Raw genomic sequence first — 22,169 nt, 5'->3', positions numbered from 1 at the left:
CGCAAACCCCAAAGGTTCGCGCGGTTTTTCTTTGTTTAAGATTGCTCTCGCGGACTTCCCCAAATCACGACACGCAAGCGTGACACAGGAGATCCCGATATGTGTTTATTACAAGAGAGTCCCTCTATTGAGGGCGACAGTCCTAGCCAGTCTAGCGAACCCCTTAGGGTTCTGCCGCCTTTTATCGTTCGTACAGCTACACCTGCCGATGCCTTGGCCATCGATGGTTTGATCGCTGCCAGCTATGGCGCGTTGATGCGTCCCGTCTATCATGATGACATTCTTGCACGCGCCTTGCCGCGTTTGATGCGCACCGCGCCAAGCTTACTCTCTGGCGGCAGTTATTTTGTCGCCGATGCTGGCGGTGTGCTTTTGGGGGCAGGCGGGTGGTCTCAGGCGACGCCGTTTGGCGGAATTGGTCCCGCAAGCAACGGGCATATGCGCCGCGTTGCGGTGGTGCCGCATGCGATCCGCTCCGGCGTTGGCTCTTTGATTGTCGATCACGCTTTGGCTCATGCACAGACACAGGGCGTAGAGAACATGTTCTGCCTGTCCACATTGGCCGCCGAGGACTTTTACAAAGCCAAAGGGTTCGATGCGACCGGAGAGGTCGAATTGACGCTTGAGCCCGGATTGTATCTGCCTGCCATTCAGATGCGCCGCACGTTGAATTGATATGTCAAATATGTCGAGTGCGCACAAAAAAAGGCCGGTCCTAAGACCGGCCTTTTCATATCTAATGGGGCGTCTTTAGTTGCGGTTGCCGAGAAGGTTCAGCAAGAACATGAACATGTTGATGAAGTCGAGGTAGAGCTTCAGCGCGCCCATGATTGCTGATTTAGCAAGCCATGTTGAGTCCATTGCATGTGCATGTGCGATATAGTCGTTCTTGATTTTTTGCGTGTCAAAAGCTGTGAGGCCCGCAAAGATCAAAACGCCGATGACTGAAATCGCAAAGCTCAACATGCCAGAGCCCAAGAAAATATTCGCGATGGAGGCCACGATCAAACCGATCAAACCCATCATCAAGAATGTGCCCATGCCGGACAGGTCTTTCTTGGTTGTGTACCCAAAGATAGACAAGCCTGCGAAGGAAATAGATGTCACAAGGAATGTCTGTGTGATGGACACGCCTGTGTAGACCAAGAAGATCGAGCTGATGGAAACGCCCATCAAGGCTGCGAAAGCGTAAAAGAACGTTTGCGCGCCAGCGGCGGACAAGCGATTCACGGCCGCGCCAAAGGCAAATACCATGCCGAGTGGTGCGAACATCACAACCCATTTAAGAGGGGACGTGTAAAGCGCCTGACCCAAACCAGTGAGGTACTGACCTTCGCGGAACATCAATTCTGTTGGCGTTGAGGTCACAGCCAAATTGGCGATAGCCCAAGCGGCCAATGCCGTAATCAAAAGACCAACGGACATCGTTCCGTAAACTTTGTTCATGTGGGTGCGAAGACCCGCATCGATATGGGCGGATGAGCGGGCGCCAATGCCTGCATCAATCGTTCTGTAGTCAGCCATTAACTGTCTCCTGTGCGATTTAAAACGTTGTTCCAAGCCGACTGCTTGGTTTCCATACCAATATTGGTGTGATGCCGCATCTTTTCAAGGCTTAAGCGCAGCATCTAGGCGTGAAAACGTAAAAAGACCGCGCCTTTGAACGGGGCGCGGTCTGTATCGCTGATGGTTCGGGGACAATGATTCCAATCAGGCGATATTGGTAAGATGTATCGTGGTTTATTTCATCCAGTGTTGCGGCGCGTCCCAAGTGGGGCGGGCAGATTCCTGTTCGGCTTGGGCGCGTGTGATGCCGATGTCTGACAACATGCTGTCATCAAGGTCTGCCAATGCTGTGCGTTGACGCGCCACTGCGCGCGCTTGGATGAAACGAGCCAATAAGGATTTTGGGGACTTGGTGCGAGGTGTCCGCTGGAGCGTCAATGTAAGCATGGGTTTACCTTCCTATTTGTGATGTTTTGCTGCTTATGTATCATTCATATTGATATGTTTCGTCGATCATCTATGATAAGTAAAATGAATGATTGTTGGTCAATGCATCACGGAGTTTGATATGGCGCGAAATTTGGATATGACAGCTTTGCGGTCTTTTGTGGCTGTCGCTGATTGCGGGGGTGTCACTCGTGCTGCAGGGTTTCTGAACCTCACACAGTCTGCTGTGTCGATGCAGCTCAAACGACTAGAAGAAAGCCTAGACCTTAAACTGCTGGATCGCTCTGCACGCACCATCGCCTTGACCGCAAATGGGGAGCAACTGTTGTCTTATGCACGCCGGATGCTTGATTTGAACGATGAGGTGTTCGGGCGTCTGACAGCGCAAGAGTTTGAAGGTGAGATCACTCTTGGTGTGCCGCATGACATTGTTTACCCTTCGATTCCACAAGTGTTGCAGCAATTCAATCACGCTTTTCCAAGGATGCGGGTGCATCTTGTGTCGTCTTTCACTTTGAAGCTGAAAGAGATGTTGGCAAAAGGCGAGGCTGATTTAATTTTGACCACCGAAGACACCTTGGATGCTGGCGGAGAAACCTTGGCTGAACTTCCACTGGTATGGGTCGGGGCGGTCAATGGGTCTGCGTGGCGTCAAAGGCCGTTGCGCTTGGCGTTTGAGCATAAATGCTTGTTCCGCAAAGGTGTGCAAAAGGCGTTGGATGACGCAGGTATTCCATGGCAGATGGCGATCGAGAGTGATCAATCGCGTACGATTGAGGCATCTGTCTCGGCCGATTTGGCTGTGCATGCAATGCTTGTCGGCTCTACGCCGCCGCAATCAGAGACCGTTCAGCACGGCGGAGCTTTGCCTGAACTGCAAAGCAAACAGGTTAATCTGTACAGTACGGATATGGCGCGCGGTCAAGCCTTCAATGCGCTTAGCGATTTATTGCGCGGATCGTTTGAGATGCGACTCGCCACACGCGGTATCGCAGCGCAATAAGGCGACGAGGGCTAAGGGTTAATAATGACCTTTCCGGTCGCTTGACGTTCGGCCAGCAAGGCAAGGCCTTCGGCTGTTTGAGCCAAAGGCAAGCGGTGCGAAATATGTGGGGTGATTTTTCCGGCAGCAGCCCAGCCAAATAACTGATCCAGAGACTCTGCGACGACTTTGGGCGCAAAATCAAAATAAGCGCCCCAGTAAAACCCAATCAAGGTGATGTTTTTGACAAGCATATGATTGGGTTTCACGTTCGGCAGATTTCCCCCCGCAAAGCCAATCAATACAATACGTCCATCAGGGTTGGTTGCTCGGAAACATGCCTCAAACAGGTCGCCGCCAACGGCATCATAGACCACATCGGCACCACCCAGCGCTTTGATCTTGTCACGTAGGTCTGGATCATCAGCATCGATCAGATGGTCTGCGCCAGCTGCGCGCGCGATCTCAAGTTTTGCAGCCCCACGTGCGATGGCGATCACTTCGGCTCCGATTAATTTCCCAAGCTCGACGGCGGTCAAGCCAACGCCCCCTGCGGCGCCAGTGACAATAAGACGTTCTCCGGGTTGCAATCGGGCTTTATACATAAGCGCCATGTGTGAGGTGCCGTAAGTAATCTGCAAAGCCGCGGCGTCGTTATAAGAAAGAGACTCGGGAAGTGGGATGCACCGTTGAGCAGAGGCGATGGCTGTATCTGCAAGTCCGCCTTGCCCGACGTAGGCCGCCACGCGCATTCCAATTGCAAGATGGCTCGGTACATCAGAACCTAAAGCGACAATATCGCCAGCGAATTCCATTCCTAAGGTAAAAGGCGTAGCGGGTGTGTCTTGATATTTACCGGAGCTCATCAAAAGATCGGCAAAATTCAAACCGCATGCACGAACATCGATGAGGACGTCATGCGCTTTGGCGAGGGGGGCTTCAACTTTTATCAGTTTTGGACTGGCGTCGAAGTCGGCGACTTGAAAAGCGGTGATAAATTCTGACATGGCAAAAGGGTACCTTAAGTCTGCGAGAAATGAATCAGCCGAATTGACGCATTTGGAACTTTGTTCCTTAAGTAGGGTTGGTCGTTTTTTGATCGAATGTATTCGCAAAATGCAAAATTTTTAGGTGTTCGCGCTGAGGTTTAGTCAGAAAATCGATTTTAGCACAAATGAATATCAGTAAAGTTTAAGGAAAAAATACTAAATATACTTTTTTATCAAATGGTTAGTTTTCAGTCCTCATATCCTATCCAAAAAGACAGGTTGAGGAATATCCCGAGTCGGAGGAATTCTGTTACACACGCATAGGTTACTCTGTGTGTCTCATCAAGGAGCGGTAAATATGAAACATCCGGTGGATGTACATGTAGGAAAGCGCGTTCGACATCGTCGTTGGATGGTCGGAATGACGCAACAACAGCTCGCCGAAAAGGTGGGTATTAAATTTCAGCAGATTCAAAAATATGAAACTGGTATGAATCGAGTGTCGGCGTCCCGTCTTTGGGATATTTCCGAAGCCTTGGGTGTACCTGTTGCCTTCTTCTTTGATGGCGTAGATGCATCTGAAACTGGTGATTTGCCTGCGGCAGGGGCTGTTCCCGCAGATATCCTTGCGGACAAAGAGGCGCTTGAACTGGTACGGTCTTACTATTCTATTCCAGAAAACCAACGCCGTCGTTTGTTCGAATTGGCTCGGGTTTTATCCGACGTAGCATGATGTAAGTGGTGCTTTTCGGAGCGTGACCGTTCGATCACTTCGATTTCTTGCAATGGTCCCGATGCCTTACATGGCTCCGGGACCTTCGCACATTTTAGACCCAGTGTTTTATCACTTTTTAGGGGCTTAGCCTTGCATCTTGACGCGTGACATCCGAATGTTTACCGCAAGGTATAGGCACGCGCGCGATCGCCTTTGAGGTTTTACGCCGCATCAGACAGTTTGCGCCGCGCAGATCAAAACACAAAAGGATGTGTTCTCGGTATGATGCAGTTAAAAATTGGCGCAGAGCAGCAAGAAAGCCTTATCGAAACCGCGCATGCCGCAGCAGATGCTGCCCGTGCCATTACATTGCAGTATTTTCGCGGTACATCGCTTGGCACGCAGTCGAAACTTGAGGCTGGCTTTGATCCTGTCACGGTGGCAGATCGCGGTGCCGAAGAGGCCATGCGCAAAATTATCAGCGAGATGCGCCCCGATGATGCCATCCATGGCGAAGAGTTCGGCCCCAAAGAGGGGACATCTGGTCTGACATGGGTTTTGGACCCAATCGATGGGACGCGCGGTTTTATTTCTGGCACGCCGACTTGGGGCGTTTTGATTGCCTGCCGCGATGATGCCGGCGTGCATCTTGGCGTGATTGATCAACCATACATTGGGGAACGTTTTTTTGGCGGCTTCGGTGTCTGTGAGCTTACAGGGCCGCATGGGGTCAAACCACTTGCTGCACGACAAGATGTTGCTTTGAGTGATGCTATAATTTTTACCACATTTCCAGAAGTTGGCACGCCTGAGGACCGTAAGGGCTTTGAGTGCGTTGCGAATATGTGCAAACTGACGCGGTACGGGATGGATTGCTATGCCTATGCGCTTTTGGCGGCGGGGCAGATTGATCTCGTGATCGAGGCCGGTTTGCAACCTTACGATATCTTGGGACCAATCGGCGTGATTGAGGCCGCCGGGGGCGTGGTCACGGACTGGCAAGGAAAAACGGCGCAGAACGGCGGGCGTGTTGTTGCCGCGGGATCAGAGACTTTGTTGGCCGAAGTCTTGGAGCTGTTGAAAGACGCGTAGCCTCAAAACTTGGTTTTGTGAGTGCGGCAGCTAGACTGAGGCGATTGGAAAGGACAGTGGATGCATCCATGTTTCATCATTCGTGGCGCAGATATTCTTGTCACGATGGACGACGCGCGCCGAGAGATAAAGGGCGGCGATGTTTTGGTGCGCGATGGCGTGATCGAAGCTGTCGGAACGTTGCTGTATGATGATGACGCACAAATCGTTGATGGGCGCGGCTGTGTTGTCACGCCAGGTTTGGTCAATACGCACCACCATCTGTTTCAAACACTGACGCGGGCCGTTCCTGACGCGCAAAACGCGTTGCTGTTTGGCTGGCTGCAAAAGCTTTATCCTATATGGGCAAAATTTACCCCAGATCACATCCGCGTATCGGCTATGATTGGTTTGGCAGAATTGGCTTTTTCTGGCTGCTCTCTTACCTCGGACCACCTCTATCTTTACCCCAACGGGTCGCGTCTTGAGGACACTATCGATGCGGCCAATCAAGTCGGCTTGCGCTTGCACGCCATGCGCGGCGCGATGAGTATTGGTGAAAGCGACGGTGGCTTGCCCCCTGACAGCTTGGTCGAGCGCGAAGCAGACATTTTGAACGATAGCCTGCGGGTGATTGATGCCTTTCATGACCCAAATCCGGGTGCGATGATCCGCGTTGGCGTGGCGCCGTGCTCGCCGTTCTCGGTTAGCCAAAGCTTGATGCGCGATGCGGCGATTTTGGCACGCGACAAGGGCGTGATGATGCACACGCATCTGGCGGAAAACGACGAAGATGTCGCCTATTCGTTAGAAAAATTCGGGTGTCGCCCGGGCCAATACGCACAGGACTTGGGCTGGACAGGATCAGACGTGTGGCATGCGCATTGCGTTAAGCTGGATGTTTCAGAAATTGAGTTATTTGCGCAAACGGGCACAGGCGTGGCGCATTGCCCCTGTTCCAATTGTAGGCTGGGGTCTGGGATTGCCCCTGTGCGTGCGATGCGTGACGCAGGCGTGCCTGTCGGGCTTGGCGTTGATGGATCTGCCTCAAATGATGCCAGCAATCTTGTGTCTGAGGCGCGCCAAGCCATGCTGTTGCAACGGGTGATGAATGGCGCTGACAAAATGAGCCCGCGTGAGGCTTTAGAAATTGCGACGCGAGGCGGTGCGCAGGTTTTAGGGCGCGACGACGTTGGCCAAATAGCAGTGGGCATGCGTGCTGATATTGCGATTTGGGACGTGTCAGATATCGAATCTTCAGGAAGTTGGGATCCGGCCGCTTTGTTGCTGGCGGGGCCCACGCAGGTCAAACACCTGTTCGTCGAAGGCAAGCCTGTTGTCAAAGATGGCTGGCTGACGACCCTTGATATGGCGCGCGTATTGCAGCAACAATCTAACTTGGTGCGCGGGCTGATGGATGCTTAAAGACCCTAAGGCGCAGTTGATAAATTTACGAGGAACCAAATCAATGTTGAAAGCACCACTCACGGGCCTGTGCGCTGCACTTGCCTTGACCGCCTGCCAAAGCCAAACGGGCGCAGGATTTACGCAACCAGCCCCTGTGCAAACCAGCGGTGTGAACACCTCTGTTGCGGCCGAGGGCGAAATATTGTCCGCGGTAAACGCTGAACGCGCCCGCAATGGATTACAGCCTCTGGTTTACAACGGCCTGTTGACGCGTGCAGCGCGCGCGCATGTCGATGACATGATGCGCACTGGCATTTTTTCACACACCGGCTCTGATGGCGGCACAGCTGCTGATCGTACGCGGCGGGTGGGGTATAATTATTGTATTGTTGGGGAAAACCTCTCAATTGGGTACCCATCAGTCCATGCTGCTGTGCAAGGCTGGATGACGTCCAAAGGCCATCGCGATAATATCTTGAATCGCAGATTTGACGAAATCGGAATCGGAATTGGTGAAGGGGCGCGTTATGTGACGGTGTTTGGCAGTCGCTGCTAACCCGTTATCATAAAAGGCTTAAACCTTTAGGTGGGGCGCATAGGACGCCCCATCACATAAGTTTCCACGATAGCCCGATCATCGCCCATCATGATGGTCGGAAAAATGGCTTCCCAAATATCGGTGGAACGCCCCGCGCGCTGAGCGATGGCGGGGGTCGAGGTCAAATCGATCACCGTCAAATCCGCTTCAAGCCCCATTGCGATGCTGCCGATCTGGTGCTCTAAATGCAGCGCTTCAGATGATCCACGCGTGGCGAGCCAAAGCAATTGAGCAGGGTGCAAAGCCGCGCCGCGCAGCTGGCCGATTTCATAACTTGCCGCCATTGTACGTAGCATCGAAAAACTGGACCCGCCGCCTGTGTCCGTGGCCAAACCCACACGCAGACCGTCAGCTTTGCGTGCAGCCATGTCAAACAGGCCTGAGCCGATAAAGGTGTTGGACGTCGGGCAATGGATCAAAGAGCTGCCGGTCTCTTGCAGACGCGCTATCTCGCGTGGCTCTAGGTAAATTGCGTGACCAAACAAGGCGCCTTTGCCGATCAAACCGAATTTCTCGTAAGTGTCCAAATAGTCCCGCGCCTCGGGGTACAGTGATTTGACCCAAGCGATCTCGTCTGTCTGTTCGCTCAAATGGGTTTGCATCAAACAACTGGGGTTTTCAGCCCATAACGCCCCAAGCGCCTCTAATTGCTCTGGCGTAGAGGTCGGCGCAAACCGTGGCGTGATCGCATAGGTGGCGCGGCCTTTTTGGTGCCAGCGCGCAATCAGCGCTTTGGACTGATCATAGGCGGTTTGCGCCGTGTCGCGCAGGCCTTCGGGGGCAGTGTCACGATCCATACAGGTTTTACCCGCAACAATGCACATGCCACGCACTTCGGCCGCTTCAAACAGGGCTTCAACAGATTCTGGGTGAATGGTGCAAAAGGATGTGACGGACGTTGTGCCATTCGCGAGCAGGAAATCCAAATACATCGCTGCGATCTCGCGCGCATAGGCGGCATCGTGAAAGCGCTGTTCTTCGGGGAATGTATAGGTGTTGAGCCAATCAATCAGCCGCTTGCCCCATGAGGCGATGATCCCCGTTTGCGGGTAATGCGCGTGGGCATCGACAAACCCAGGGGTGATCAGCGCGTCCCCGTGGTCGATCACCGTCAAATCGGGACGTTTGGTGCGCAGTGTTTCGAGATTCGCGATGTCTGCGATGCGTCCATTTGAGATCAACAGCGCACTGGGGCTGACTGTGACAGCTTCCGTGGGCGTTATCAAAAACGGATCACCATGAAACAACAGGATTTGGCCTGCGATGATGCAGTCTTTTTGGGCAGGGGTGCTCATAGAAGGCTCCGATATGTGTTGCCACAGTTTAGGGCGATGATTTTCGAAGGTAAATCGATCTTGCCTCTGTTTCTCAGCGCGGTCGTGACGTAAAGTCTCTAAAACAGGCACCTTAAAAGACCGCGAGTACAATATGGTCGAAGAGACAACACCCGAGACACAAAACGAACCCCGCGACGAGGACGCCTATGTATTAGCGCCGCGCCTGTTGTCGTCGATTATTTTTGCGCTGGAAACTCAGGATCAAGCCCAACTCGTCGAGCTGATGGAACCGCTTCACCCGGCCGACATCGCCGATATTTTGGAGCAAGTGAACGCCTTTGACCGTCGACGAATTATCGAACTGTACGGGCGCGAGCTTGACGGTGAGATTCTATCTGAGATCGATGATGGTATCCGCGAAGAAGTCATAGCTCTTATGCGGCCAGAGGTCTTGGCAGACGCTGTGCGCGATTTGGATTCTGATGATGTCGTCGATCTCATCGAGGATCTTGAAGAGGAAGCACAAGAAACCATCTTGGCGTCTTTGGAAGATGCAGATCGCGTGGCGGTCGAGCAATCTTTGTCCTACCCCGAATTCTCTGCCGGTCGTTTGATGCAGCGCGAGGTCGTGATGGGGCCAGAACATTGGACCGTCGGACAGGCCATTGATTACATGCGCGAAGCCGAAGGATTGCCAGAAGATTTCTATCACATGGTGATCACTGACCTTTTGTTGCATCCCATTGGGCATGTGACCTTGGGTAAAATCCTAGGTGCCCCACGCGCACAAAAGTTAAATAGCATTATGGAGCCGGGATTTCGCACGTTTCGTGTTGATGAGAGCGAATCTGACGTGGCCTATGCGTTCAACCAATACCATATGATTTCAGCACCTGTTGTAGATGAAAACGACCGTTTGACTGGCGTAATCACCATTGATGACGCGATGAACGTGCTGGATGAAGAGCACGAAGAAGACATTATGCGTCTGGCGGGGGTCGGTGAAGGCACCTTGACCGACCGTGTTTATGACACAGTGAAACAACGCTTGCCGTGGTTGGCTGTCAACTTGTTGACGGCGATCATGGCCTCGCTGGTGATCTCGCAGTTTGAGGGCACGATCACGGCACTGGTCGCTTTGGCTGTGCTGATGCCGATCGTCGCCTCAATGGGCGGTAACGCGGGCACCCAAGCGTTGACCGTGGCCGTACGCGCCATCGCCACACGCGACTTGACCGGCGCAAACGTCTGGCGGGTTATTCGACGAGAAGTTTTAGTGGGCTTAGTTAACGGGGTTATTTTCGCTGTTATCATGGGCTTGGTAGGGATCGTTTGGTTTGGATCGCCTGCGCTGGGCGGTGTGATCGCCGTTGCTATGGTGATCAACTTGGTGGTCGCGGGACTTGCTGGTATAGGTGTGCCTGTCGTGCTTGAGCGGGTCGGTGTCGATCCGGCTTTGGCCTCTGGCGCGTTTGTGACCACTGTGACTGATATCGTGGGATTTTTCGCGTTCCTAGGGTTAGCTGCGACATTTTTGTTGTAAAGCTGTGAGGGGCCTTGGGACGTGAGTGATGTGAGCGTTGATCTGAAAGCGATAGCACGCAAACGGGCGTTCGCGCAGCGGGGCGTTGTTCACGCGCGCGATCGTGGAAATGCAGGGATTGCCTCAACGCTTTTGGCGACGTTTTTAGCGCCTTATTATGGTAAAATCATTGCGGGCTATATGCCGATCAAGTCTGAAATCGATCCTTTGCCGGCTATGAAAACTCTGTCCAAAAAGGGGCTTGTGGCAGTCCCGATTGTTGAGGCTAAAGCAGAACCTTTGCGATTTGATTTATGGACGCCAGACACTGAAATAATCCCAGGTGCTTTTGGGGCATCAGTGCCAAAGCTTTCAAAGCCTGTCGTGCCAGATGTTCTGATCGTGCCGCTGGTGGCGTTCAATCGCGCGGGGCACCGGTTGGGCTATGGTGGTGGGTTTTATGATCGCACCTTGGCCAAATTGCGCGCCGAGCGCGATGTATTTGCTGTTGGATTTGCCTACAGCGGGCAAGAAATGACAGATTTCCCGACCTCGTGCTATGACGTGCCTTTGGACGCGATTGTCACGGAAAGCGAAGTTTTCACACTTTGAAATCAGCCTGCACCGGTTTGCTTGTAACGCAGGGCTTGCGTTTGGGGGGCAAGGACGGCTAAGCCGTGGCCATGAAAATCCTATTTCTCGGCGATATCGTCGGTCGCGCGGGGCGCGATGCGGTGATCCAGCGGCTTCCCACTTTGCGCAAAGAGTGGAAGCTCGATTTTATTGTGGTTAACGGTGAAAACTGCACCAATGGCATGGGGCTGTCTGCGGACCATGCCCGTTTGCTGCTGGATGCTGGTGTTGATTGTTTGACCCTTGGCGATCACGCCTTTGACCAACGCGATATGATGCAGTTTTGCGAAACGGAAACGCGGATCATCCGTCCGATCAATTTCGCTAAAACAGCACCTGGGCGTGGCGTACGTATCTTTGAAGACGCCCGCGGGCGTCGTATTTTAGTGGCGCAAATTTTGGGTCAAGTGTTTATGAAACGCGCCTTTGATGATCCGTTTTCTGCCCTTGATGAAGTGTTCATGCGCCACAAACTTGGTGGGCAAATCCAAGCGGCGCTGATCGATGTGCATTGCGAAGCCACATCTGAGAAAATGGCCATGGGCCATTTTTGCGACGGCAAGGCTTCGGTCGTGGTTGGCACGCACACCCATGTCTGTACCGGCGACGCGCAAATCTTGCCCGGTGGTACGGCTTACCTGACCGATGCTGGCATGTGCGGCGATTACAATTCGGTGATTGGCATGGATAAAGCCGAACCCCTGCGCCGTTTTATCACGGGCATGTCCAAAGGTCGGTTTGAGCCGGCAAAGGGTGATGCGACCCTGTCAGGTGTCTATGTTGAAACCGATGATCGAACTGGATTGGCTACACGGGTGAAGCAAATTCGTCATGGTGGACGGTTGGAGCAAAGCCACCCGTAACAGGTCAGCAACGAATTACTTTGCAACATTTTTTTGCGTTTTGGGTGCTCGGCCCTTTCAGGGCCGTATTGCCGCTTGTAGTGCCACTGTATCCACGTCAATTATGGTCAAGTTGTGCAATAGATCTTTGAGGTGGCATGGAGATTTTTCATTTTGATCCGATGACGCAAGCGATTGTGTCCTTGGTGGTGGTTGGTTTCATGTTCGTGCTGTTCGTGCGCGAGGTTTTCCCGACAGAAGTGGTGGCCCTGACCGGCGCTGCTTTGATGATTGTCTTAGGTATTTTGCCCTATGACGCGGGGCTGGCGGTTTTGTCGAACCCTGCGCCTTGGACCATCGCCGCGATGTTTATCGTCATGGGCGCTTTGGTGCGCACTGGAGGCTTGGAATGGTTCACCCGACTGGCTGGACTGCATGCCGAAAAACGCCCTTCGCTTTCTATCGCCATGCTTTTGGCCGTGGTCGTGGTCTTGTCGGCCTTTGTCGCCAACACGCCCGTGGTCGTTGTGATGATTCCTGTGTTTGTGCAACTGAGTTCTAAGCTGGGGGTATCTGCCTCTAAACTTTTGATCCCATTGTCTTATGCTGCTATTATGGGCGGCACAATGACGCTGATAGGCACGTCTACAAACTTGCTTGTTGATGGTGTGGCGCGCGCCGAAGGTCTTGAGCCGTTTTCTATTTTTGAGGTGTCAATCTTAGGGATGATCATCGTCGTCTGGGGCATGACTTATCTGTATTTCATCGGGCGACATCTGCTGCCTGAACGTGACAGTTTGGCCAATATGTTGAGCGGCTCGCGATCCAAAATGAAGTTTTTTACCGAAGCCATCGTGCCGCCAGACAGCAACTTGATTGGGCGCGAAGCCTTGACCGTTCAGCTGTTCAAGCGAGAAGGCGTTCGGTTGATCGACGTTGTGCGAGGTGACAATTCACTACGTCATTCATTGAAAGAAGTGGTTTTGGAAGTCGGCGATCGTATAATTTTGCGGTCGCAAATTTCAGAACTTTTGAGCCTGCAACGCGATAAATCACTCAAACGCGTTGATCAAGTCTCTGCCGTTGAAACCACTACGGTTGAGACGTTGATTACTCCGGGATGTAAAATGGTTGGGCGGTCGCTTGGCTCGATGCGGTTGCGGCGTCGGTACGGGATTTACGTTTTGGCAGTGCACCGGCGCAATCAAAACGTGGGTCAAAAAATCAACGATCTTGTTGTGCGCGTTGGGGACACTTTGCTGATTGAGGGCGCGCCTGCGGACATTCAAAGGCTCGCGTCTGACATGGATCTGGGTGATGTGTCTAAACCGACTGAGCGCGCCTATCATCGTTCGCATGCGCCGATTGCACTGATCGCGATGTTTTCTATCGTCATTCTCGCCGCACTTGGTGTCGCACCTATTTTGATGCTCTCAGTGGTATCTGTTGCAGTGGTTTTGGTGACGCGTTGTATCGACGCCGAAGAAGCCTTTTCCTTTGTCGATATTCGCCTTCTGACGCTGATTTTTTCGATGCTCGCTGTGGGGGCCTCGCTTCAGGCGTCCGGCGCTGTGGCGATGATTGTCGGATGGGTCGCGCCATTGCTTGACGGCTTGCCGATCTTTTTTGTGATTTGGTCCGTCTATCTGTTGACGTCCGTGTTGACGGAACTTGTGTCTAACAATGCGGTGGCGGTGGTTGTCACCCCGATTGCTATCGCTTTGGGACAGCAAATGGGTCTTGATCCACGCGGACTTGTTGTGGCTGTCATGGTGGCTGCTTCGGCCAGTTTTGCCACGCCCATCGGCTATCAAACAAACACGATGGTTTATGGCCCAGGCGGTTACAAATTTACCGATTACATGAAGGTGGGCATTCCTCTGAACTTCTCTATCGGATTGCTCGCCTCTGCCGTGATCCCGTTTTTGTGGCCACTTTAGGTCTAAATACGGCCTCTTTGAATATTTAGACTGCCCCCGTGGTCTTGCAGGTCAGGGTGCGCATCGCCTATACGGGTGCAAAGCTGAAATTCTAGTTCGGAGGCTCCTCATGGCAGGCCACTCAAAATGGGCAAACATCCAACACCGTAAAGGTCGTCAGGACAAATTGCGCTCGAAACTCTTTTCTAAACTCGCCAAGGAAATCACCGTGGCAGCTAAAATGGGCGATCCTGATCCCGACAAAAACCCACGTTTGCGTATGGCTGTCAAAGAGGCAAAATCTGTTTCTGTGCCCAAGGACGTGATTGATCGCGCGATCAAAAAGGCTATTGGCGGCGATGCAGAAAATTACGACGAGATCCGCTACGAGGGCTACGGTCCAAACGGCGTTGCTGTGATCGTGGAATGTATGACGGACAACCGCAACCGCACCGCTTCAACTGTGCGCTCGACGTTTTCTAAAAACGGTGGCAACCTTGGTGAAACCGGTTCTGTTGGGTTCATGTTCGACCGCAAAGGCGCGATCACATATCCTGGAACCGTTGGCGATGCAGACACCGTGATGATGGCGGCGATTGAGGCCGGCGCGGAAGATGTCGAAAGCGCAGATGAAGGTCACGTGATCACTTGCGAAGGCTCAGATCTGCACGAAGTGTCAACGGCGCTTGAGACGGAGCTTGGCGAATCTGACAGCACCAAGTTGATCTGGCAGCCAAATATCCAAACCGAACTTGATCTTGAAGGCATGGAAAAGCTGATGAAGCTTGTCGACGCTTTGGAAGATGATGATGACGTGCAAACGGTCACCACAAACTTTGAGGCCTCTGACGAGGTCATGGAACAGCTCGGAGAATAAGCTACGCGTTTATTTTAGATGTCTTAGCCCCGCCGGTTGATCCGCGCGGGGCTTTTTTATGGCTGAACCAGCGCGTTACGCGCCGCTTTGCGTACCGAAGCTGTTAAGTCGCGTAAGGGCGCTTTGACCGCGCGCGAGACATGCCAGAACAAATCGATGTCTAAGGGCGTGTTTGGGATGAGTTCACCCAGCTGGCCCTTGAGTTGTGCGGCCTCAAAATACCGATCAGGGTTCAACCCCCAACCAAGCCCCGCGATAGCGCCATCCAAAAATGCCTGCGTTGAAGGTAGGCGATGATGGGGCAGGGCCAGCTTGCATCCAAATTGTTGTTCCACCCATATGTCTTGCAGTTGGTCCTTTGAATTAAATATCATCGCAGGCGCGGCGGTCAGACTTTGCGCGGTGACACCGTTTTTGAAATGTTTGGCGATGAACACAGGCGATGCGGTGGCGCGGTAGCGCTGCGCGCCCAAAGCAAAGCTGTCACAGCCCGCAATCGGCCCCGCATGCGACGACACCGCAGCAGCAACTTCTCCGCGTTTAAGCCAGTCGCCTGCAGTATCTTGGTCATCGATCTCCAGATCGAAAAGAAATCCATCAACAGGGGCGAGCGCATCGACGAACCACGTGGCAAGGCTGTCGGCGTTGACTGCAATACGCACGGTTTTCGGCGTTACTGCGTTTGGAAAAATGTCCTGTGATAGCTCAGCCTCCAAAATCCCGACATCTTCGGCGTGGCGGGCCAGCCGTTTGCCAATATCAGTGCCAATGCAGGGCGCACCACGGATCACCAGCGCGCACCCGTGACGTTCCTCAAGTGTTTTGATTCGTTGCGAAATGGCCGAAGGCGTCACCCCCATCATCTTGGCCGCATGATCAAAGGACCCTCCCCGCAGAACGGCTGCAAGGGCGTCTAGGCTTGCGTAATCCAACATTAGCTTTCCTTCATGTGTCTTAATTTTATTAACTATCACTAACTCACCCATCCCGCTAGACAGTCGGTGAAACGAAAGGACGCATCATGCACGCACTTGTCACCGGATTTATCACAGGCCTATCTTTGATCGTCGCGATCGGCAGTCAGAATGCCTTTGTGCTGCGCCAAGGCCTGCGGCGTGCGCATGTTCTGCCTATTGTCGTGGTATGCGCCTTGTCTGATGCGATTTTGATTTGTGTTGGTGTGTTTGCCTCGGCTTGGATCACCACTGCCATGCCTTTGGCGTTGCCGGTGATGAAGTGGGGTGGGGTTGTGTTTTTGGCGGTCTACGGCGGTCTTGCGCTGCGCTCTGCTTGGCGCGGAGGGCAACATTTAACGCCTGCGGATAGCACCAGCCAATCTTTGCTCGCAGCGCTCACGACCTGTTTGATGCTGACTTGGCTCAACCCGCATGTCTATTTGGACACTGTGGTGTTGTTGGGCGCGATTTCGACCGATTTCGGCGCATCTTCTGGCTTATTTGCTTTGGGGGCTGTTGGCGGATCAACGGCGTTCTTTTTCTCACTCGGTTTTGGAGCGCGCTTGCTGGCGCCGCTCTTTGCCAAAGAGGTGTCGTGGCGGATTTTAGACGCGGCCATTTGTCTGATCATGTGGTCCATCGCGATGAAATTGATTGTAAGCGCATAAGGTCCCTTGTGTTTTTTCAGGCAAAGGCAGATGTTTGCAAAATGATACAATCCTCCCAGTTAAAACCGCTTGCTGGCATCCTTTGGATGTCTGTCGCCACCCTCAGTTTCGTGACGATGAATGTGCTTGTGAAATATGTGGGCTCTGGGTTGCCGGTGGTGCAAATCGCGTTTTTACGGTTCGTATTGGGTTTGGTGTTTTTGCTCCCTATGATCAAAGCTGTGCGTTCTGTTGTTTATACGCGCGAGATCGTTGGCTTGGTTATTGGGCGCGGTGTAACCCATACATTGGCCATATTGCTGTGGTTCTTCGCTATGACCCGTATTCCTATCGCCGAAGTCACCGCGATGAACTTTATGAACTCGATTTATGTCACGATCGGTGCGGTGTTCTTCTTTGGTGAAAAAATAGCGATACCACGTATCATCGCTTTGATTGTCGCGGTCATTGGCGGGCTTGTCGTGCTGCGACCTGGGTTTCGCGCGCTCGACCCGGGCCATATCGCGATGATGTTTGCGCCATTTTTTTTCGCGGGCAGCTTTTTGTGTGCCAATGCTTTATCTCGACGTGTGTCGGCCACTGTTGTGGTCTTTATGATGTCCACAATTGTCCCGCTGCTGCTCTTGCCACTTGTCATTCCCGTTTGGCAAACGCCAACAATGTTTGAGTTGGGCTTGCTGTTTTGTACGGCATTTTTCGCTACTCTTGGACATTACTGTATGACGCGCGCTTTTGCCTGTGCGCCGCAATCCGTCATCCAGCCGGTCTCATTCTTGCAGTTGCTTTGGGCCACAGTCTTTGGCGCGGCTTTGTTTGGCGAGGGCTTTGACAGCTTTGTAATTTTCGGCGGCCTTATGATCATGGCCTCGGTGACATTCATCACCATTCGCGAAGCCCGCGCCAAAAGTCGGATGGAATCAGCAAAAGCACTTCATTAAACGTCATTCGAGTTGATCCCTATCAAGGTCAGGCGGCCTAAAATGTTGGACAGTTGAGTCAAGAACTGGATCAAAAGGAGACGCACCATGTCCAACACACCACACGAATTGTCCGCAGATTTCCCTGAGCTTGCAGGTAAAATTTCTGCACTTAAAACCTCTGACGCGCATTTCGCGCGCAAGATGGAAGAGTATCACGATCTTAACCGTGAAGTGCACCGCGCTGAGACAGACGTTGAGCCAATGGATGATCTTGCACAGGCCGAATTGCGTAAAAACCGCATGGCTTTGAAAGATGAGTTGTATCAAATGCTCACCGCTGCGGCTTAATGCGCATCGCCAAGTAGAATCGACACCGTAAAACAGAGGGCATGTTAACCGTAAGGTCACATGTCCTCTTGTCTTTGTTCTTGTTTTACCCCACATACTGAGGTGTGAGATGGGGTATTATACAATATGTTGCGGTCTTTTCGGCCGTGGTGGGGCTAGGTGTGGCTTTTCCCTCTGTGAAAACAGGCGGGCTTGAAGCCGCGCAATCTTCTCATGTAGCGCCTTCTGCGGCTCAAAGTGGCGCTCCCAAATTTACTGGTACAGCACGTATTGTTGATGGCGACACTCTGGCGCTGGATGACATTAAGATTCGCTTGCACGGAATTGATGCACCTGAGATTGCGCAGACCTGTAGCGACATGCACGGTGCCATTTGGACCTGCGGACAGTGGTCAAAAGCGGCGCTTGAACGTCTGGCGACGGGGCTGGTGACATGTGTGCAAAAAGATATCGATCGCTATGGGCGCATTGTTGGCACATGTTTTGCCCAAGGTGTGGATGTAAACGCCGCTATGGTCGCCAAAGGGGCCGCCTTTGCCTATGTGCAATACTCCCGCGACTATATCAGCCAAGAGACCCAAGCGCGCCGTATGGCCTTTGGCATGTGGCGCTCAGGGGTTCAGGCGCCGTCCGAGTATCGTAGCGACAAACGAGCGACCACTCAGGCGCGACAAGCCGCTGCAGAGATCCCAAGCCCAGTGGGCTGTACCATCAAGGGCAATATTTCCAAATCGGGACACTTGTATCACCTACCTGGATCGCGCTGGTACGACGGTACGCGGATCAATGAGGCGCAGGGCGAGCAATGGTTCTGTTCAGAAAACGAAGCAAAGGCCGCTGGTTGGCGCGCAGCGCTGAGCTAAGCCTTTCGAAGTATAATTTTTATGTATCTATTTGTTATATAATAATATTTTTAGTATGTTTCAGAAAGGTTCCGGTTCGCTATTCTCATGGCTTGAGTAGGAAATGAAAAGAAGTTCACATTAATTGCACAAAGCCTCTTGTGTCCGTCCGAAGCATTCGGTAAATCGCCCTCACCGGGTCGTTAGCTCAGTTGGTAGAGCGCTTCGTTTACACCGAAGATGTCGGGAGTTCGAGCCTCTCACGACCCACCATTACCCCTCATTATAAACATGCATCATGACAAAACACGGACTTTGTTCGTGTTCGACCTGTGCTGTAGCACTTGCATTTGGGGTCGAACATTTTTTTTACAAACCAACTCACATTTCGTGCATATGGCGCTTGACGCGCAGGCCGTCGAGCCATAGAACGCCACAACGTCTCGGCGGTAACGTCGGAATGGTAGCGAGCGGTTGTAGCTCAGTTGGTTAGAGTACCGGCCTGTCACGCCGGGGGTCGCGGGTTCGAGTCCCGTCAACCGCGCCACGCTATCTTGTCTCATCTGAGGCGCCTCGAAGTGGGGCAGGAAATAGCCGAAAGGCAATGCGCGGTTGTAGCTCAGCTGGTTAGAGTACCGGCCTGTCACGCCGGGGGTCGCGGGTTCGAGTCCCGTCAACCGCGCCATTTTTCCTCTTTTTCATTACATCAAAATGACATCGAGCGATATTGGCGCTGCCTTTTGGGCTCTGCGCAGGTGTGTTCATGCCCTACTTAATCAATTGAATAGGGCAGGGTGCCGCGTTTGTCGGGGTCAATGGTCAGTGCGCGCTCTAAGGGCGGCACAGAGCGCTGGTGGCAGTTTTTGCGTTCGCAGATGCGGCATGAAATACCAATGGGCTCATATGCATTCGGGTTTTTCACGTCCAGATCATCCGCATAGACCAAATCGGATGCATGGCTGATCTCACAGCCCAAGCCAACCGCATATCGCCGCACAGGCGCATGAAACGATCCGCCAGATTTAGACACATCGCGGGCAATCGACAGATAGCGCACACCATCGGGCGTCTCAGCCAATTGGCGCAAAAATCGCCCCGGTGTCTCAAAGGCTTGGTGCACGTTCCATAGGGGGCAAGCTCCGCCATATCGCGCGAACTGCAGTCGCGTAGACGAGTGCCTCTTGGTAATGGTGCCCGCTTGATCCACGCGCACGAAATAGAACGGAATGCCTTTGGCGCCGACACGTTGCAGCGTGGACAGACGATGCCCAACTTGTTCGATTGAGGCCCCAAAGCGGTCGCCAAGCATCTCAAGATCATGCCGTGTTTCGCCGACTGCGGCCAGAAAATTTGCATAGGGCAGCAAAGCCGCGCCAGCAAAATAATTGGCCAAGCCGATACGGGCAATTTTGCGGGCATCTTCAGTATGAAAACGCGCCAAATCCAGTGTGGCGTCCAGCAAGTCATTCTGCGTTAGCAAAGCCAATTGGTGAAGAATTTGAAAGCTTTGCGTGGCTTTTGATGTGCGCGCACATAATGATAGGATGCCGCGATCTTTGTCAAAATCGCGCACGTTTTCTGAGTTGTAGCGTATGTGGATGCCCTGCGATTGTAGTACGTCTATCGCGGCGGCGGTTACATCCCGTGCTTGACCATTGGGGCATGCGAAGTGTTCAGCCGCACGATCAATTGAATCGATGTAGTTGTCGCAGTAGTGAAAGAAGTCACGGACCTCTTCCCACGGCGAGGGACGGGCTGGACTGTCGTCTCGACCAAGTGCCGCATCCAGTGAGGCGAGGCGTTCTGAGCCCTGCTTGTAGGCGCTGTGCAGCTTTAAAAATGCACGCGCCAGCGCGGGCGCATTGCTCGCGGCCAGCCGTAAATCCGCCAAAGGTGGTGCGCCGTCAGAAAAGACCGGATCGGCCAGCGCTTCGCGCATATCTGTGACCATGCGCTCGGCATCCCCCGTGGACAGCTCAGTCACGTCAAAACCGAATTCTTGCGCCAAGGCTAAAACAACGCCCGTTGACACAGGCCGATTGTTGTTTTCCATTTGGTTGAGGTAAGGCAAAGACACCCCAAGCTTTTCTGCAAACGCCCGCTGGGTCAGCCCTAAACGGGTGCGCGTTTCGCGTAGCTTTGCGCCGGCATAGAGTTTTTGCTGAGCCATGGGACCTCACGTATTTGCATCTTTGCGTATGCCTAGCATCGCTTTTGCAAACCCTGCGCGCAAGGGGGAAGTCTATGGTTCAGGGTGCGACTTATGTGTCGATCAAATGCTCGTAGTCTGTGTTGCCTGACCTTATAAGGTCAGGGCGCGCTCTCTGCGTATGACCCAAACGATCGCTACGATGCTTAGAAATGAAACCAACATCATAATTAGCAGCAGCGGCAATGCGCCATGTTCGACCGACATAAAAGCCCCCGAAGACGCAGACAAAGCCGCGCCGCCACCGATCATCATTGCGCCACCAAGACCAGCGGCAGTGCCCGTCAGTTTAGGACGCACTGACATGGAACCGGTGATGGCGTTGGGCATGGTCAATCCATTCCCAAGGCCAAGGGGAATCATCAGCGCAAAGAACCAAAACGCCGTGATGTGGCCTGTGTAAATAAGCAGAGCGCAGAGTGAGATGCCCGCGAAGGTCACCAAGGTACCGATGAAACACATCTTATTCATGCCTATCCGTACGGAAAAGCGCGCGGATAGAAAGTTGCCAAAGAAATACCCGATGGCTGGCGCGCCGATGCCCATGCCGAGAGCCGCTTCTGAGATGCCAAAAATTTGCACGCCCACGAAAGGCGCGCCTCCCAAAAAGGCAAAAAATGCGCCGGAGGCGAGGGCCGAGCACAGAGCGTATCCTAAAAAGCGTTGCGATGTCAAAAGGTCAGGAAAGCCTTTCGCCATGTCCAGGAAGGATCCGCTGGACTTTGGCGCAGTTTCTCCCATGTCGAAATAAATTAAGGCCAACAAGCCCAAGCCTGCGATAAACAAAAGCCAAAACGTGCTTTCCCAACCGAAGCTCATCGCCAAAAAGCCGCCAACAGTTGGTGCGATCATTGGCACCAAAGACATGCCCATTGTCACATAAGCCATCATCTTGGCAGCCGTATCTCCGGGGAACACATCGCGTACAACCGCGCGTGACAACACCATAGCCGTGACCACGCCAGCTTGAGCGCCGCGCAGGATCAAAAACGTCTGAATCGTGGTGGCTTGCATCGCGGCATAGGTGGCGATGATGAACAAAACCACGCCAACAAGGGCGACAGGCCGCCTGCCAAAACGATCTGACATCGGTCCGACAATCAATTGTAGAACTGCGTTCATCCCCATGAAAACGCCAATGGACAGCTGCATATAAGCGTAATTTGTGCCGAAATATTCGGTCATTTCTGGCAAAGCGGGCAAAAACACATTCATCGTCATGGCGGAAACCCCAGCCATGAGCACCAAAGTGAGAATATGCGGTGGTGTGGTGCGGTCTAAAAAGCGGATTTTTGAGTGTGTGTTCATTGGCTCACCATAGGGGCGAGCGGAGGCTCGTCTACTGCTATCTTGGCGCGCATGTGCACAGGGGTTCGTCATGTTTGCGTCATCTGTTGCTTTGTGTGGTTTGCACATTTGCAATTAGCGCAAGGCGGCCTTT

22 protein-coding genes and 3 tRNA genes are annotated in these 22,169 nt (G+C 53.0%); 18 read left to right on the top strand and 7 right to left on the bottom strand.

Features of this window, described 5'->3' with window-relative positions:
• The first annotated feature begins 99 nt into the window (after nt 1–99).
• On the top strand, nt 100–675 hold the full coding sequence (locus WNY38_RS10450) for a GNAT family N-acetyltransferase (protein ID WP_342857282.1): 576 nt from the start codon (nt 100–102) through the stop codon (nt 673–675).
• A 75-nt stretch (nt 676–750) separates the two neighbouring features.
• On the opposite strand, the gene WNY38_RS10445 is transcribed toward WNY38_RS10450, so the two are convergent.
• Together WNY38_RS10445 and WNY38_RS10440 are read right to left on the bottom strand one after the other, a co-directional pair.
• Nucleotides 751–1,524, bottom strand: a complete 774-nt coding sequence (locus WNY38_RS10445; protein ID WP_342857281.1) for a Bax inhibitor-1/YccA family protein — start codon at nt 1,522–1,524, stop codon at nt 751–753.
• A gap of 216 nt (nt 1,525–1,740) precedes the next feature.
• Nucleotides 1,741–1,953 (bottom strand): DUF1127 domain-containing protein, encoded by a 213-nt coding sequence (locus WNY38_RS10440; protein WP_342857280.1) that lies wholly within the window; start codon nt 1,951–1,953, stop codon nt 1,741–1,743.
• A 121-nt stretch (nt 1,954–2,074) separates the two neighbouring features.
• Here WNY38_RS10440 and WNY38_RS10435 point away from each other — a divergent pair, with 121 nt between their 5' ends.
• Nucleotides 2,075–2,956 (top strand): LysR family transcriptional regulator, encoded by an 882-nt coding sequence (locus WNY38_RS10435; protein ID WP_342857279.1) that lies wholly within the window; start codon nt 2,075–2,077, stop codon nt 2,954–2,956.
• A gap of 11 nt (nt 2,957–2,967) precedes the next feature.
• On the opposite strand, the gene WNY38_RS10430 is transcribed toward WNY38_RS10435, so the two are convergent.
• Nucleotides 2,968–3,942, bottom strand: coding sequence for an NADPH:quinone oxidoreductase family protein (locus WNY38_RS10430; RefSeq protein WP_342857278.1), 975 nt, complete (start codon nt 3,940–3,942; stop codon nt 2,968–2,970).
• Between the two features lie 340 nt (nt 3,943–4,282).
• Here WNY38_RS10430 and WNY38_RS10425 point away from each other — a divergent pair, with 340 nt between their 5' ends.
• The 4 genes from WNY38_RS10425 to WNY38_RS10410 all read left to right on the top strand — a co-directional run bounded on the left by WNY38_RS10425 (nt 4,283) and on the right by WNY38_RS10410 (nt 7,673).
• Nucleotides 4,283–4,657: a helix-turn-helix transcriptional regulator gene (locus WNY38_RS10425; RefSeq protein ID WP_342857277.1), complete on the top strand. Its 375-nt coding sequence runs from the start codon at nt 4,283–4,285 to the stop codon at nt 4,655–4,657.
• 267 nt (nt 4,658–4,924) lie between these two features.
• Complete coding sequence (locus tag WNY38_RS10420) at nt 4,925–5,731, top strand: inositol monophosphatase family protein (RefSeq protein WP_342857351.1); 807 nt, start codon at nt 4,925–4,927, stop codon at nt 5,729–5,731.
• 60 nt (nt 5,732–5,791) lie between these two features.
• Nucleotides 5,792–7,135, top strand: coding sequence for an 8-oxoguanine deaminase (locus WNY38_RS10415; protein WP_342857276.1), 1,344 nt, complete (start codon nt 5,792–5,794; stop codon nt 7,133–7,135).
• A 43-nt stretch (nt 7,136–7,178) separates the two neighbouring features.
• A complete protein-coding gene (locus WNY38_RS10410; protein ID WP_342857275.1) occupies nt 7,179–7,673 on the top strand; it encodes a CAP domain-containing protein in 495 nt (164 codons plus the stop codon).
• A gap of 26 nt (nt 7,674–7,699) precedes the next feature.
• Here the strand turns inward: WNY38_RS10410 and guaD are convergent, their stop codons facing one another.
• Nucleotides 7,700–9,010 (bottom strand): guanine deaminase, encoded by a 1,311-nt coding sequence (guaD, locus tag WNY38_RS10405; RefSeq protein ID WP_342857274.1) that lies wholly within the window; start codon nt 9,008–9,010, stop codon nt 7,700–7,702.
• 133 nt (nt 9,011–9,143) lie between these two features.
• Between guaD and mgtE the strand changes: the two genes are divergently transcribed.
• The 5 genes from mgtE (at nt 9,144) to WNY38_RS10380 (ending at nt 14,785) form a co-directional block, all read left to right on the top strand.
• Nucleotides 9,144–10,535 (top strand): magnesium transporter, encoded by a 1,392-nt coding sequence (gene mgtE / locus WNY38_RS10400; protein WP_342857273.1) that lies wholly within the window; start codon nt 9,144–9,146, stop codon nt 10,533–10,535.
• A gap of 21 nt (nt 10,536–10,556) precedes the next feature.
• Nucleotides 10,557–11,126 (top strand): 5-formyltetrahydrofolate cyclo-ligase, encoded by a 570-nt coding sequence (locus tag WNY38_RS10395; RefSeq protein WP_342857272.1) that lies wholly within the window; start codon nt 10,557–10,559, stop codon nt 11,124–11,126.
• Between the two features lie 71 nt (nt 11,127–11,197).
• Nucleotides 11,198–12,010, top strand: coding sequence for a TIGR00282 family metallophosphoesterase (locus WNY38_RS10390; protein WP_342857271.1), 813 nt, complete (start codon nt 11,198–11,200; stop codon nt 12,008–12,010).
• Nucleotides 12,011–12,147: 137 nt separating this feature from the next.
• A complete protein-coding gene (locus tag WNY38_RS10385) occupies nt 12,148–13,929 on the top strand; it encodes an SLC13 family permease (protein WP_342857270.1) in 1,782 nt (593 codons plus the stop codon).
• Between the two features lie 109 nt (nt 13,930–14,038).
• Nucleotides 14,039–14,785 carry a YebC/PmpR family DNA-binding transcriptional regulator gene (locus WNY38_RS10380; protein ID WP_342857269.1) on the top strand — a complete coding sequence of 249 codons (747 nt, stop codon included), beginning with the start codon at nt 14,039–14,041 and terminating at the stop codon, nt 14,783–14,785.
• A 56-nt stretch (nt 14,786–14,841) separates the two neighbouring features.
• Here WNY38_RS10380 and WNY38_RS10375 read toward each other — a convergent pair whose 3' ends face one another.
• Nucleotides 14,842–15,720: a LysR family transcriptional regulator ArgP gene (locus WNY38_RS10375; RefSeq protein ID WP_342857268.1), complete on the bottom strand. Its 879-nt coding sequence runs from the start codon at nt 15,718–15,720 to the stop codon at nt 14,842–14,844.
• 86 nt (nt 15,721–15,806) lie between these two features.
• On the opposite strand from WNY38_RS10375, the gene WNY38_RS10370 reads away from it, so the two are divergent.
• The 7 genes from WNY38_RS10370 to WNY38_RS10340 all read left to right on the top strand — a co-directional run bounded on the left by WNY38_RS10370 (nt 15,807) and on the right by WNY38_RS10340 (nt 19,204).
• Nucleotides 15,807–16,409 carry a LysE/ArgO family amino acid transporter gene (locus tag WNY38_RS10370; protein ID WP_342857267.1) on the top strand — a complete coding sequence of 201 codons (603 nt, stop codon included), beginning with the start codon at nt 15,807–15,809 and terminating at the stop codon, nt 16,407–16,409.
• 41 nt (nt 16,410–16,450) lie between these two features.
• Nucleotides 16,451–17,347 carry a DMT family transporter gene (locus WNY38_RS10365; protein ID WP_342857266.1) on the top strand — a complete coding sequence of 299 codons (897 nt, stop codon included), beginning with the start codon at nt 16,451–16,453 and terminating at the stop codon, nt 17,345–17,347.
• 87 nt (nt 17,348–17,434) lie between these two features.
• Entirely contained in the window at nt 17,435–17,677 is a 243-nt protein-coding gene (locus WNY38_RS10360) for a DUF465 domain-containing protein (protein WP_342857265.1), read from the top strand.
• 161 nt (nt 17,678–17,838) lie between these two features.
• Nucleotides 17,839–18,540: a thermonuclease family protein gene (locus WNY38_RS10355; RefSeq protein WP_342857264.1), complete on the top strand. Its 702-nt coding sequence runs from the start codon at nt 17,839–17,841 to the stop codon at nt 18,538–18,540.
• 176 nt (nt 18,541–18,716) lie between these two features.
• A tRNA-Val gene (locus tag WNY38_RS10350) sits at nt 18,717–18,792 on the top strand.
• A gap of 197 nt (nt 18,793–18,989) precedes the next feature.
• Nucleotides 18,990–19,066: transfer RNA gene (locus WNY38_RS10345), tRNA-Asp, on the top strand.
• Nucleotides 19,067–19,127: 61 nt separating this feature from the next.
• Nucleotides 19,128–19,204 (top strand) — tRNA-Asp (locus WNY38_RS10340).
• 87 nt (nt 19,205–19,291) lie between these two features.
• Here the strand turns inward: WNY38_RS10340 and WNY38_RS10335 are convergent.
• A complete protein-coding gene (locus WNY38_RS10335; protein ID WP_342857263.1) occupies nt 19,292–20,689 on the bottom strand; it encodes a short-chain fatty acyl-CoA regulator family protein in 1,398 nt (465 codons plus the stop codon).
• Between the two features lie 132 nt (nt 20,690–20,821).
• A complete protein-coding gene (locus WNY38_RS10330) occupies nt 20,822–22,036 on the bottom strand; it encodes a multidrug effflux MFS transporter (protein ID WP_342857262.1) in 1,215 nt (404 codons plus the stop codon).
• Nucleotides 22,037–22,169: the final 133 nt, after the last annotated feature.

This window comes from Pacificibacter sp. AS14, assembly GCF_038899935.1.
GTDB lineage: Bacteria > Pseudomonadota > Alphaproteobacteria > Rhodobacterales > Rhodobacteraceae > Celeribacter.
Note: the sequence above shows the minus strand (reverse complement) of the source record. Positions and strands in the feature narration are given on the sequence as shown.